Below are 13,303 nucleotides of genomic sequence, written 5' to 3'. Positions count from 1 at the left end.
AAATGCCTCGGGACCAGGATCACTCCGGTTCCGGGGCATTTCTGCGTCGTCGACCAGATGCGGTCACGCGCCGCAGATCGGCGAGATCGCCGGCGATTCTTCGATGACCTTCGACCGAGGATAGATTGACACCATGAGTTACCGAGATCGGACCGACGGCCAACGGCGTCCCCGCCGCGGTGGTGGCTCGGATCGTCGTGACGAGCCGTTCCTTCCTGATGACGTCGCAGCCTCCGACCTCGATCCCGAGGTTCGTCGAGACCTGCTGACCCTGGACAAGGCGAACGCGGAGAGCGTCGCCAGACATCTGGTGATGGTGTCGCGTCTCCTGGACGAGGACCCCGCGACTGCTCTTGCTCACGCTCGCGCTGCGCGTGCTCGCGCGTCTCGGGTGGGACTCGTCCGCGAGACGGCCGGAGTCGCGGCGTACAACGCAGGCGAATGGCAGGAAGCCGTTTCCGAGCTGCGTGCTGCCCGCCGGATAACGGGCAATACGGCGCTGTTGCCGCTGATCGCCGACTCCGAGCGGGGGCTCGGCCGTCCTGAGCGGGCGATCGAGATCGCACGCAGCGAGGACGGGCGTCGGCTCACCGGCGATGAGGCCACCGAGATGCGCATCGTCGAGGCCGGTGCCCGGATGGATCTGGACGAGCCGCAGAAGGCGGTCGTCACGCTGCAGCACGAGGATTTGAACCCCGGTCGTGTCGGGACCGGAGCGGCCCGACTCTTCTACACCTATGCGTCTGCTCTCGAGGCTGCGGGACGACGAGACGATGCGATCACGTGGTTCATGAATGCCGCGTCGGCGGACGTCGACGATGTGACCGACGCCGAACTCCGGCTCGTCGAGATGACCTCACCGGACGGTGCGCTCGAGGATGACGGCCAGACGGTGAGCGGTGCCGACGACGTCGCTCCCGAGCGTCTCGGGGACCAGAGCCGCCCCATGGCACAGAGTCGACCGGAGGAACCAGCGCGCCCCGTGGAATCGACGATCGATGCCGGATCGTCGAGAATCGAGGGGCAGGCACCGGGCGACCCGTCGCCTTCGGCTCCCGTTCGTCCAGTCGCGACGCCGGCATCGGGCGCCGCCCCCGAGGCCGGGGAGGCCCCGGTCCGCGACGCGTCGTCTCCGGTTGCTGCGAGCAACACGACGTCCTCGGCACCGCTCGTGTCGGGTTACGACGCGCTGTTGCTCGACCTGGACGGCACCGTCTTCGCCGGCTCGCGGCCCATCGCCGGCGCAGCCGAGACGCTTGCGACGGTGACGGTTCCGCAGCTGTTCGTGACCAACAACGCGAGTCGTCGTCCGTCCGAGGTGGCCGCTCATCTGACCGAACTCGGGTTCTCCGCGACCGCCGACCAGGTCGTCACCAGCGCTCAGAGCGCGGCTCGTCTCCTCTCCGAGCATCTCCAGCCGGGCTCGCGGGCGCTGGTCGTCGGTACCGACGGTCTGGCCCAAGAGGTGCGCGAGGTCGGGATCGCCGTCACGCGCAGTGCCGACGACCGTCCGGCTGCGGTCATCCAGGGCCATTCGCCCGACACCGGCTGGGCGCAGCTCTCCGAGGCCGTGTTGGCCATCCGCGCCGGCGCCCGGTGGATCGCGTGCAATGTGGACGCGACGTTGCCGTCGGAGCGCGGTCTGCTCGTCGGCAACGGGTCGATGGTGGCCGCGGTCGCCCATGCGACGGGCGCGACGCCCGAGGTGGCCGGCAAACCTGCGGCGCCCCTGCTCGAGGACGCCATCGAGCGGAGCCGCGCGGATCGGCCGTTGGTGGTCGGCGATCGCCTGGACACCGACATCGAGGGCGCACACGCAGTCGGTCTCCACAGCCTGCTGGTCCTGACCGGCGTCAGCACCGCGTCGGATCTGCTGAACGCCCCGACGCGGCAGCGACCCACCTACGTCGTCGACGACCTGACCGGGCTCGGCGCCGACACCGAGGCCGTCCGGGTCGGGCCACAGCCGGGCTGGTCGTTCGACATCAGCGGCACGACCGTATCGGTGCGGTCGTCTGCGGACGCACGACCCGAGTCGCTGCTGCCCGCGCTGGCCGCCGCGGTATGGGAGGCCCAGAGCGCCGAGGGCACCCGATGGGTCGTACGGGCTGACGAACCGACCATCGACACGCGTCTGCGGGGCCTCGGGCTGGCCTCGGTGCGCTAGCGTGGTCTCTCGATGACCGACGACCACCGCCCGATCCCTGGACCTCGTCCCGGACACGTACCTCCGATCCCGGGCCGGCAGCCGAGCGCTCCACCGCCGGGAGTGCCGACACCAGGTGCTCCCAAGCCGGGTGCGCATCTGGCGGCGCCGGAGTCACCGGTGCGGGCGTCGACCATCGAGCCCGAGTCGGTCACCCAGCGCGTGGACGAGTTGCTCGCCGAGGTCGACGAGGTCCGGCAGAGCGTCGGTGACACCTTCGACCTGGCCGCATTGAGTCGTCAGGCCGAACTCCTCGACCAGGCACACGACGTGTTGACGGGTGCGCTGGACGAGGTCGATCGCCGATGAGGCACTGACGGTGGCGACGCGCGCTCGGCTGGACGCCGAGCTCGTGCGACGCGGACTCGCCAGATCACGCGAACAGGCACGCGAACTCATCGCGGCCGGTGTGGTCAAGGTCAACGGGGTGGTCGCGGCAAAGCCGGCGACCAACGTCGCGAAGGACACACCGATCGTCGTGGTCGAGGACGTCGGCGAGGGCTGGGCATCGAGAGGCGCGCACAAACTTGTCGGTGCGCTGGACGCATTCGCCGATCAGGGGCTGACCGTCGAGGGACGGCGCTGTCTGGACGCCGGTGCGTCCACCGGCGGTTTCACCGACGTGCTGCTGCGCCGTGGAGCTGCCGAAGTGGTCGCCGTGGACGTCGGCTACGGCCAACTCATCTGGCGTCTGCAGAACGATCCCCGTGTGCACGTACACGACCGCACCAACGTCCGGCATCTGGATCCGGCGACTGTCGGCGATCCGGTCGATCTCGTCGTCGCCGACCTCTCGTTCATCTCGCTGCTTCTGGTGCTTCCGGCTCTGGCGGCGTGCGCACGTCCGGGCGCCGACCTGGTGCCGATGGTGAAACCGCAGTTCGAAGTCGGCAAGGAGCGCGTGGGATCCGGTGGCGTCGTGCGCGATCCGGCTCTGCGTGTCGAAGCGGTCGAGGCCGTGGCACGAGGTGCTGCGACGCTCGGACTGCGCACCGTCGGAGCCACGGCGAGTCCGCTCCCCGGACCGTCGGGCAACGTCGAGTACTTCTTGTGGCTGCGCAAGACCGGCTCTGCCGACCCGGGCGGCCGGCAGTCGCCACCGCCACCCGGCACCGACGATGCGCACGATGGACGCCACCAGTTCGGCGGTACGTCGTCGGGGAGCGATAGGGTCGGAGTCCGGGCCCCGGGGCCGGACGACGGGGACGACAGCGACATCAGCGGGGCCGTCCGGCAAGTGATCGCCGATGCCGTCGAGAACGGACCGCGCTGACAGACGAAGGGACCGTGGTGGTCGACGAGGTGCGTGCCGACAGCGTCGTGGGCGGGAATGCTGCCGATGTGCCGGTGGACGGTGCGGCCGCGGGTCAGCGTGAGTTCCTGGTCGTCGCGCACACCGGTAGGCACGTCGTCGTCGAGACGATGGAGGCGATCGCGCGTCACTGCGCCGCCGCGGACATCCGATTGCGCATCGTCGATCACGACACCGCCACCGGCATGGTGGGAGTCGACCACGACCCGGCACACCTCGTGCCCGACCCCGATCCGGACAGCGTCCCGGCCGGTGAGCGCGCACGACCGGAGAGTCATCCGGTCGATCCGGAGCACCTCCGCGACATCGGCGCCGCCGTCGAGGTGACCACTGCACACCCGGCATCCGCAGAGGGATGCGAGATCGTCATCGTCCTCGGTGGCGACGGGACATTCCTCCGCGCCGCCGAGTTGGCCTATCCGGCATCGGTGCCGGTATTGGGGATCAACCTCGGCCGGATCGGCTTCCTGGCCGAGGCGGAAGCGAATCGGGTCGACTCGGTGATGGCCCAGTTGATCGCCGGTGACTATCGGGTGGAACCCCGGATGACCCTGGACGTCTCGGTCACCGATCCGGCCAACCCCGAGAACCCGGTGCGCAGTTGGGCTCTGAACGAGGTCGCCATCCAGAACCGCACCAATCAAGGAGTCCTCGAGCTCGTCACCGAGGTCGACGGGCGCCCGGTGTCGGCGTTCGGCGCCGACGGTGTGTTGATCTCGACTCCGACCGGATCCACGGCCTACGCGTTCTCCGCGGGGGGACCGGTCATGTGGCCCGACCTCGAGGCGATCCTGGTCGTACCCAGCAATGCCCACGCACTGTTCGCACGTCCGATGGTCACCAGCCCGAGGTCGACCATCGCCGTCGAGATCGACAAGACCGGTCGTTCGGCGATCGCCTTGTGCGACGGTCGGCGTCCCATCGACGTCCCGGCCGGGGCACGAGTGGAGATCGTTCGCAGCGAACGGTCGGTGCAGTGGGTCAGAATCGATTCCGACCCGTTCGCCGACCGTCTGGTGACGAAGTTCGCCCTGCCGGTGACCGGGTGGAGGGGGAGGTCGACGTAACCGTGCTCGAAGAACTGAGTATCTCGGGTCTGGGTGTCATCGAACAGTCGTCCGCACAGTTCCACCCGGGCTTCACGGTCCTCACCGGTGAGACCGGTGCAGGTAAGACCATGATCGTGACCAGCCTGCATCTGCTGTCGGGTGGTCGGGCCGACCCTGGGCGTGTCCGCTCCGGGTACCCCAAGGCGACGGTCGAGGGTCGATTCCGACTGCCTGTCGGCGACGACGGTCGAGTCGCTGCCGACATCGGCGAGATCGTCGAGTCGTCGGGTGCGGAACTCGACGACGACGTCAGTCTCATCGCGGTCCGGACCGTCGGCTCCGACGGCCGATCCCGCGCCCACCTGGGTGGGCGCTCGGTGCCCGTGGGCGTGATGGGTCAGCTGACGACCCGTCTCCTGACCATCCATGGCCAGAACGATCAGCTCCGGTTGCTGAAACCCGAGCATCAGCGGGCGGCTCTGGACACCTTCGCCGGATCGGGCGCCGCTCGTGCCCGTGACGAGTACCAGACCGCGCGTGCCCGGTGGACCGCGGTGCTCGACGAACTCGACGCGTTGCGCGCCGACTCACGAGATCTCGCACAGGAGGCCGATCGGCTGCGTTTCGGGATCACCGAGATCGCCGCGGTCGATCCGCGACCGGGTGAGGACGAGGAACTGACCGTCGCCATCCGTCGCCTCACCGACCTCGACACGATCCGCACCGCCGCCGCGCAGTCGCAGGAGATCGTCGCCGGCGACGCCGGCTCGGTGGTCGACGGCCTCGGCCAGGTGCGGACCCAGCTCGAGGGCACGACCGACGAGACCCTGCGCACATTGTTGCCGCGGGTGTCGGAGGTGCTGACCATCGTCACCGACATCGGCCAGGAACTCACCGGCTATCTGGGCGAACTGCCTGCCGACGCCGGTGAGCTCGACGGCCTGCTGAACCGGCAGGCGGAGATCAAATCGCTGCTGCGCAAGTACGCCGCCGATGTCGACGGCGTGATCGCATGGCGGGCCGAGGCAGAGGCGCGCCTCGCCGAGATCGAGGATCCGGGCCGGTCCATCGAGCATCTCGAGGAGCAGGCGAACACAGCTCGCGATGCTGTGGCGGCCGCGGCCACGCGGCTGCACACCGCCCGTGCCAAGGCTGCCACGTCGATGAGCAAGAAGGTCTCCCGCGAACTCGGCGGGCTGGCCATGGGTGACGCCGCGCTCGAGGTCGGGGTCGTCCTGGAGGTGGCGGCAGACGACGACCGCCTGGCCGTGGTCGTCGACGGGCAGCGCGCACACGCGGGGAGCGCGGGCGCCGATCGGGTCGAGTTCGCCCTCGTCGCACACAAGGATGCGCAGCCGTTGCCCATCGCACGGTCGGCCTCCGGCGGCGAACTGTCTCGTGTGATGCTCGCGCTCGAGGTGGTGTTGGCGGAACCCAGCAGCGGTTCGATCATGGTGTTCGATGAGGTCGATGCTGGTGTGGGCGGTCGCGCGGCCGTCGAGATCGGCCGACGATTGGCTCATCTCGCGCGTAACCACCAGGTCATCGTGGTCACCCACTTGCCACAGGTGGCCGCTTTTGCGGACAATCATGTCGTCATCGGTAAGACCAGCGGGTCCGGCCGTGGCGCACAGACGAGCACCGTGAGGACTTTGTCACGCGACGAGCGAGTTTCGGAGCTGGCACGTATGTTGGCGGGATTGGGGGATTCCGACACGGGCCGTGCGCACGCGGAGGAATTGCTGGAGACCGCAGAGAAGGAACGACCGGGTGAACCTGCTCGGTGACGCGACGCGGCGACAACGGTCCGGGGGACCGCACGCGGGTCGAGAGTGACGTTGGGGGAGAGACATGCGTGAACCGCATGGGACCTACAGCGATGACGCGCGCCCGCGTAACGGCCACTCGGTCGCCCGCCCTCCCGCATCCTGGCCCCTTGTCGACCAGCCCGGGGGACGCCACGCGGCACGCCACATGCTGTTGGCGGAGCCGCCCGCCGAGCGTGATCCGCGTGCGCCCGGTCACCGCGAACCCGATTTCGACACCGGCACCGGCGACGTCGACGCCGGCACCGTCGACGCTGGCACCGGCACCGGCACCGGCACCGGCACCGGCACCGGCACCGACGACGCTGGCACCCACGAAGCTGGCACCGCCGACGCCCGACAGCGAGGGGCAGGGCGCGCCGATCGTCACCGCCCGAGCGCCGCGGCGGACGTCCCGGAGCCTCAACCAGAGGTCGGGCACCAGCAAGCACCCGCACGTTCCTCGTCGCCACCGGACACGGACGACACCATCGCCGTGACGCTGCACGAGGAGTACCTCGAGCCCACAGTCCACGAGAAGCGACGCAGCGTCGTCGTACGCAAGAGCGTCGTGACCGAACCCGAGGAGTTGTCCGTGGCGGTTACCCGCGAGCACGCGACGATCGAGCGTCGGACCGTCGAACGGACCGTCGAGGAGGTGCCCGCCCCATACTGGGAGGGCGAGACCTACGTGGTCCCGGTCGTCGAGGAGGAACTCGTCGTCACCCGGCGGCTCGTGGTGCGTGAAGAGGTCCGCATCACCCGTCAGTCCACGGTCGAGCAGGTCGACATCCCCGGCACCGTCCGCAAGGAACGGGTCGAGGTCAGCGATCCCGACGACGGCCGGTCCGAGTGGTCGGCACCGGATGCCGGCCAAGCCGATGCGATGACCTCCGCCCCGGCGCCATCTGGCGACACCGCGTCCGAGCGGGCCACGGCGTCGGACCGGGCCACGGCGTCGGACCGGGCCACGGCGTCGGACCAGAGTGGTGCGTCCGACCAGAGCGGAGCCGGCACGGCAGGGCCCGACCGGGGTACGACTGCTGCGCGCCGCGCCGCTCCCGATGTCGCCGACGTCACCGACACGATGCCGCTGCGTATCGACCCGAGCAGCGTCGCGCAGGCACGGACTCCCCAGGCGCCGTCGGCATCCGATGCGCCGCGGGTACGCCGGCGTGCGCCGGAAGCCGAGCCCGATCGATCGGCTCCGCCGAGCGCGGGCGACGAGGAAGGGGCGTCGGCCGAGCGACTCGGACGGCACCGCCGAAGTGACTGAGCGGCACCGACCGCATGGACGGCCCAACAGATCCCGTGGAGGCGGGACGCCGTCAGGGTGGGGGAGAAGCACAAATCAAGGGGAGAAGAAGAGATGGTAGTGACGTTCGCCGGGTACGACATCAAGGTCGGGACACCCGTCGTGGCGCGGGACGGTGCCGAGGTCGGCACAGTTCTCGCGAGTGACGGCGACAATCTGATCGTCGGGGTCCGCAACAACGGCGGCCGCATGCTGGTGTCCGAGCGAGGCGTTGCCGGGTTCGAGCCCGACTTCGTCCGACTCGACCAGGATGCCGACTGGATCCTGTCCGGCCGCTGGAACCACGAGGGTTCCGCCGCCGTGGCACCCGAGCCGCAGGTTGCCGGACCGCAGGTGACCACCGACGTCACCACCAGCTCGACCAACGGTGCCAACGTCATCGACGGGACCGTCGAGGGAGACGACGAGGAGGCGCCGGCCGCCACGTCGACCTCGGACCCGACACACGTCATCGACCTGCACTCGGAGGACCTCGTCGCCGCGAAGCGCGAGGTCGCGACGGGCGTCGTCCGGGTCCGGAAGAAGGTCGTGGTCGACGACAGTGCGCTGGACGTCGACGTGTTCGACGAGAAGGTGCGCGTCACCCGCACCGATCTCGACCGCGAGCTCGACACCGAGCACCTCTTCGAGGAGTCCAGCTTCGAGATCGAGCTCCGCAGCGAAGAGGTCGAGGTCAGCAAGCGTGTGCGCGTCGTGGGCCAGGTCGAACTCGGCAAGGATCGCATCCAGCGAACCGAGCGTGTGACCGGCCAGGTCCGCCGCGAAGAGGTCGAGGTCGACGAGGTCACCTATCCCGCAGCGCGACAGACGGATTCGGCCGACTCCGAGAACTGACACAGCACGAATCCGCGTGGGACAGCTGTTACTCGTGTGACAAAAGTTGTATTTGTTACGGCGCGCCTCCCCGGTTCGACGGTGATCTCTGCCGATCATGGGCGTCATGAAGATGCCTGCCCTGCTCGCGCGCACCACCGATGAACTTCCCGGTGTCACCGGGATCGCCAGGATCGACAAGAACACCAAACGTCTGCTGGAACGCGTCGGACCCGGCGACATCGCCATCCTCGACGAGGTCGACCTCGACCGGGTGACCGCCGACGCGCTCGTCGAGGCCAACGTCGTCGCAGTCGTCAACGCGTCGTCGTCCATCTCCGGGCGCTACCCCAACCTCGGCCCCGAGGTGCTGGTCGCGTCCGGCATCGTCGTCCTCGACAACGTCGGCACCGAGGTCTTCAAGCGGGTCAAGGACGGCGCCAAGCTGCGCGTCGACAACGACCGCCTCTTCATCGGCGACCGTCGACTCGCCAAGGGGGAGGAACTCGACGAGAGCGACGTCGCCGACCTCATGATCGAGGCGAAGACCGGCCTGGTCGACCACCTCGAAGCGTTCTCGGGCAACACCATCGAGTTCATCCGTAGTGAGTCCCCGCTGCTCATCGACGGCGTCGGAGTGCCGGAGGTGGACATCCCGCTGGCCGGCAAGCATGTGGTGATCGTCGCCGACGGTCCCGACCGCGCGTCGGACCTGCGAGCCCTCAAGCCCTTCATCAAGGAGTACTCGCCGGTGCTGGTCGGTGTCGGTGAAGGCGCCGACGTCCTGATCAAAGCGGGGTACCGACCGGCGCTGATCGTCGGCGATCCGGACGAGATGAAGACCGCCACGCTGAAGAGCGGCGCGCAGGTCGTCCTGCCCGCAGACACCGACGGCCACGCACCCGGCCTGGAGCGCATCCAGGACCTCGGGATCGGTGCGACCACCTTCCCGGCCGCCGGCTCCGCTGCGGATCTGGCCCTGCTCCTCACCGACTACCACGGCGCCGACCTGATCGTCACCGTCGGTTACGCGGGCACGTTGGACGACTTCTTCGACCGTTCGCGTCGTGAAGGCGCGCCGTCGACCTTCCTCACCCGCCTCAAGGTCGGGCCGAAGCTGGTCGACGCCAAGGCCGTCGCGACGCTCTACCGCAGCCGTGTCTCGGGTGCGGCGATCGCCTGCGTGGTGCTCGCCGCCCTCGTTGCGATCATCGCCGCGGTGCTGCTCTCGAACATGGGCCCCGATGTCGCCGATTGGGCTGTCGCACAGTGGGATCGGCTCGAGGAGTGGGCCCGCGAGGTCTGGAACCGGTAACCGATGATCTCTCTTCGCCAGCACGCCGTCTCCCTGGTCGCGGTCTTCCTCGCCCTGGTGGTCGGACTGTTCCTCGGCTCGGGTTTCATCGGTGACCGGGTCAACTCGGCGACCGGTACCAGCCGAGACCGGATCGGTGACCTCGAGAAGGAACGCGATCAGCTCAACGGCCAGGTGAACGCTGCCAACAGCTTCGATGCCGCGGTCGCGCCGCGTCTGATCGCCAACACCCTCGACGATCACTCCGTCCTGGTCGTGACAGCCCCCGGCGCAGCGCAATCCGACGTCGACGGCGTCAAGGAGTCACTGTCGTCGGCCGGCGCACGTTTCGCCGGCCAGATCGGCCTCACCGACGTGTTGGTGCGTGACGACGACGCCGAGCGGTTGCGCAGCATCGTCGACCAGACCATCCCGCCGGGCGCGACGCTGCGACCCGAACTCACCGACTCCGGCGGGCGCGTCGGCGATCTGCTGGGGTCGTTGTTGCTGCACCGCTCCGGCCGCCCGGCTGTCTCGACGGGCGACGTCCGGACCGGCTTGTCGACGCTGCGCGACGGCGGGTTCATCAGCTACACCGACAACGCGATCTCGGCAGCCGATCTCGTCGTCGTGGTCACCGGAGGTCCACTCGGCAAGGATTCCGGGGGACAGGGGCAGTTGACCGCCCGCCTCGGTGCGGCGATGGCCGCACGGGCGCAGGGCGGCACGCTGGTCGGCCGTACCGGATCTGCCGACGGCGGATCTCCGATCGCCGTCGTCCGCTCCGACCCGGGGTTGGGCAACGCGATCTCCACCGTCGACAACGTCGACCAGCAGACCGGCCGGATCACCACCGTCCTGACGATGGTCGAGGAATCAGCCGGTCGCACCGGCGCCTATGGCACCGGCGTGGGTGCCCGCGCCATCACGGTCGGCACCGGCGGCCGTCCCGCGGCCTGATCGGTCGCCGAGCGCGGTCACGTCGGTCGCACCCCGCGACCGACGTGACATACCCCGCATTCGTCGTCGTGCCGGTGTGGCGGCGCGACGAGAAGCGCTGTGGTGTTACCGTGGAGTCCCGTAGGTAAACAGGTATTTCTGGCCTGAACGGCCGACGGGAGACGCGTTGCGACCACTGCGCCATGTGCATTCGGGCACCAAACACATTTTCGTGACAGGCGGTGTCGCCTCGTCCCTGGGTAAGGGGCTGACGGCGTCGAGCCTCGGACAACTCCTCACCGCTCGCGGACTCCGCGTGACGATGCAGAAGTTGGATCCGTATCTGAACGTGGATCCGGGGACGATGAACCCCTTCCAGCACGGCGAGGTCTTCGTCACCGAAGACGGCGCCGAGACCGACCTCGACGTCGGACACTACGAGCGGTTCCTTGACCGCAACCTCTCGCAGTCGGCGAATGTGACCACCGGGCAGGTGTATTCGACGGTCATCGCGAAAGAACGTCGCGGTGAGTACCTGGGCGAGACCGTCCAGGTGATCCCGCACATCACCGACGAACTCAAGTCCAGGGTCCTCGCCATGCGGGCACCCGGCGAGGACGGGGTGGAGCCGGACGTCGTGATCACCGAGATCGGCGGAACCGTCGGTGACATCGAGTCGCAACCGTTCATCGAGGCCGCCCGACAGATCCGACACGACGTCGGCCGCGACAACGTCTTCTTCCTGCACGTCTCGCTGGTCCCGTACCTGGCACCGTCGGGCGAGCTCAAGACCAAACCGACCCAGCACTCGGTTGCCGCGCTCCGCAACATCGGTATCCAGCCGGACGCGCTCATCCTGCGCTGCGACCGCGATGTCCCCGAGGGATTGAAGAAGAAGATCGCGTTGATGTGCGACGTGGAGATCGACGGTGTCATCTCCACCCCGGACGCACCGTCGATCTACGACATCCCGAAGGTGCTGCACAACGAGCAGCTCGACGCCTATGTGGTGCGCAAGCTCGGCCTGCCGTTCCGCGACGTGGACTGGACCGAATGGGGTGAGCTCCTGCACCGCGTGCACGAGCCTCGCGAGACCGTCACCGTCGCCCTGGTCGGCAAGTACGTCGACCTGCCGGACGCTTACCTGTCGGTGACCGAGGCGATCCGGGCGGGCGGCTTCGCGTGGCGGGCGAAGACCGACATCAAGTGGGTCCCGTCCGATGAGTGCGCGACTCCCGAGGGGGCGCAGGCCGCCCTGGGCGATGTCGACGCCGTGCTGATCCCCGGTGGATTCGGCATCCGCGGCATCGAGGGGAAGCTCGGCGCGATCAGCTATGCCCGACGTCGCGGGATCCCGCTGCTCGGTCTGTGTCTCGGCCTCCAGTGCGTGGTCATCGAGGCGGCCCGATCGGTGGGTCTCGAGGGTGCCAGCTCGAGCGAGTTCGATCCGGACACACCGCACCCGGTGATCTCGACGATGGCCGATCAGCGTGACGTGGTGGCCGGCGAGGCCGATCTCGGCGGCACCATGCGACTGGGTGCGTACCCGGCGTCGCTGCAGCCGAACAGTCTGGTGGCGCGGGCGTACGACAGCGTCGAGGTGTCCGAGCGGCACCGCCATCGCTACGAGGTCAACAACGCCTACCGCGAGCAGATCGCGGAGTCCGGACTGCTCTTCTCCGGAACCTCGCCGGACGGACACCTGGTGGAGTTCGTCGAGTACCCGGCCGACGTACACCCGTTCCTGGTGGCCACACAGGCACATCCCGAGCTGAAGAGTCGGCCGACACGGCCCCACCCGCTGTTCCGGTCGTTCATCGAGGCGGCGTTGGAATACAAGGCGGCCGAACGACTCCCGGTCGAGATCGACGACTACGAGGCCGCCGGCCACACGCTGGAGAGCGTGGCCGCCGACAGCGGGTCCGACGAGTGACGGATCCGACCGCAGGCGAGCACCACTTCGACGTCCGATCGAGTCGGACCGTCTACCAGGGGGCGATCCTGACCCTGCGGGTGGACGAGGTGGAGATGCCCGGCGGTCGGGTCGCGCACCGCGAGGTCGTCGAGCATCACGGGGCGGTGGCCATCGTCGCCCGCGATGCGGTCGGCCGTATCGCGATGGTGCGGCAGTACCGGCATCCGGTCGGGCGACGACTGCTCGAGCTGCCCGCCGGCCTCCTCGACGGCGGACCCGACGAGACGCCGCTGTCGGCGGCCCAGCGCGAGCTGGCCGAGGAGGCCGATCTCGCGGCCGACGAGTGGCGGGTACTCGTCGACCTCGTGTCGTCTCCGGGTTTCACCGACGAGGCGTTGCGTCTCTATCTCGCCGAGGGACTGCACCAGCTCGATCCGGCCGAGCGCACCGACGAAGAGGCGGAGATCGAGGTCGAGTGGCTTCTGCTCGACGATGCGGTCGCCGCCGTACTCGCGGGCGAGATCGTCAACGCCACCAGTGTGGCCGGAGTCCTGGCGGTCGCTGCGGCCGACCGGACCGGCGCAGGCCTGCGGGACACCGACGCGCCGTGGCGCGACCAACCGACCGCGCATCGCGATCGCACCCGCCGCTGAGA

11 protein-coding genes are annotated in these 13,303 nt (G+C 68.9%); all 11 read left to right on the top strand.

The genetic code is table 11. The features are described 5' to 3' along the window. Positions 1–133 precede the first annotated feature (133 nt). The 11 genes from GS4_RS17860 (at position 134) to GS4_RS17810 (ending at position 13,301) form a co-directional block, all read left to right on the top strand. Positions 134–2,167, top strand: a complete 2,034-nt coding sequence (locus tag GS4_RS17860) for an HAD-IIA family hydrolase (RefSeq protein ID WP_007623124.1) — start codon at positions 134–136, stop codon at positions 2,165–2,167. Positions 2,168–2,179: 12 nt separating this feature from the next. Then, on the top strand, positions 2,180–2,515 hold the full coding sequence (locus GS4_RS17855; protein WP_245555753.1) for a hypothetical protein: 336 nt from the start codon (positions 2,180–2,182) through the stop codon (positions 2,513–2,515). Between the two features lie 10 nt (positions 2,516–2,525). Continuing rightward, positions 2,526–3,479 (top strand): TlyA family RNA methyltransferase, encoded by a 954-nt coding sequence (locus GS4_RS17850; RefSeq protein ID WP_007623122.1) that lies wholly within the window; start codon positions 2,526–2,528, stop codon positions 3,477–3,479. Positions 3,480–3,547: 68 nt separating this feature from the next. After that, the gene (locus tag GS4_RS17845) at positions 3,548–4,585 is read left to right on the top strand and encodes an NAD kinase (protein WP_040510993.1); all 1,038 of its coding nucleotides are present in this window, start codon (positions 3,548–3,550) and stop codon (positions 4,583–4,585) included. 2 nt (positions 4,586–4,587) lie between these two features. Then, the gene (recN, locus tag GS4_RS17840) at positions 4,588–6,354 is read left to right on the top strand and encodes a DNA repair protein RecN (RefSeq protein ID WP_007623120.1); all 1,767 of its coding nucleotides are present in this window, start codon (positions 4,588–4,590) and stop codon (positions 6,352–6,354) included. A 64-nt stretch (positions 6,355–6,418) separates the two neighbouring features. Next, a complete protein-coding gene (locus GS4_RS25330) occupies positions 6,419–7,648 on the top strand; it encodes a YsnF/AvaK domain-containing protein (protein WP_007623119.1) in 1,230 nt (409 codons plus the stop codon). Between the two features lie 93 nt (positions 7,649–7,741). Continuing rightward, positions 7,742–8,521 (top strand): YsnF/AvaK domain-containing protein, encoded by a 780-nt coding sequence (locus GS4_RS24905; RefSeq protein WP_007623118.1) that lies wholly within the window; start codon positions 7,742–7,744, stop codon positions 8,519–8,521. A 106-nt stretch (positions 8,522–8,627) separates the two neighbouring features. Then, the gene (gene steA / locus GS4_RS17825) at positions 8,628–9,815 is read left to right on the top strand and encodes a putative cytokinetic ring protein SteA (protein WP_040510988.1); all 1,188 of its coding nucleotides are present in this window, start codon (positions 8,628–8,630) and stop codon (positions 9,813–9,815) included. Between the two features lie 3 nt (positions 9,816–9,818). Further along, the gene (locus GS4_RS17820) at positions 9,819–10,754 is read left to right on the top strand and encodes a copper transporter (RefSeq protein WP_007623116.1); all 936 of its coding nucleotides are present in this window, start codon (positions 9,819–9,821) and stop codon (positions 10,752–10,754) included. 166 nt (positions 10,755–10,920) lie between these two features. Further along, on the top strand, positions 10,921–12,666 hold the full coding sequence (gene pyrG / locus GS4_RS17815; protein WP_007623115.1) for a CTP synthase: 1,746 nt from the start codon (positions 10,921–10,923) through the stop codon (positions 12,664–12,666). After that, on the top strand, positions 12,663–13,301 hold the full coding sequence (locus tag GS4_RS17810; protein WP_007623114.1) for an NUDIX domain-containing protein: 639 nt from the start codon (positions 12,663–12,665) through the stop codon (positions 13,299–13,301). The genes pyrG and GS4_RS17810 overlap by 4 nt, the downstream gene beginning before the upstream one ends. Positions 13,302–13,303: the final 2 nt, after the last annotated feature.

This window comes from Gordonia soli NBRC 108243 (assembly GCF_000334455.1).
In the GTDB taxonomy this organism is placed as follows: domain Bacteria; phylum Actinomycetota; class Actinomycetes; order Mycobacteriales; family Mycobacteriaceae; genus Gordonia; species Gordonia soli.
Note: the sequence above shows the minus strand (reverse complement) of the source record. Positions and strands in the feature narration are given on the sequence as shown.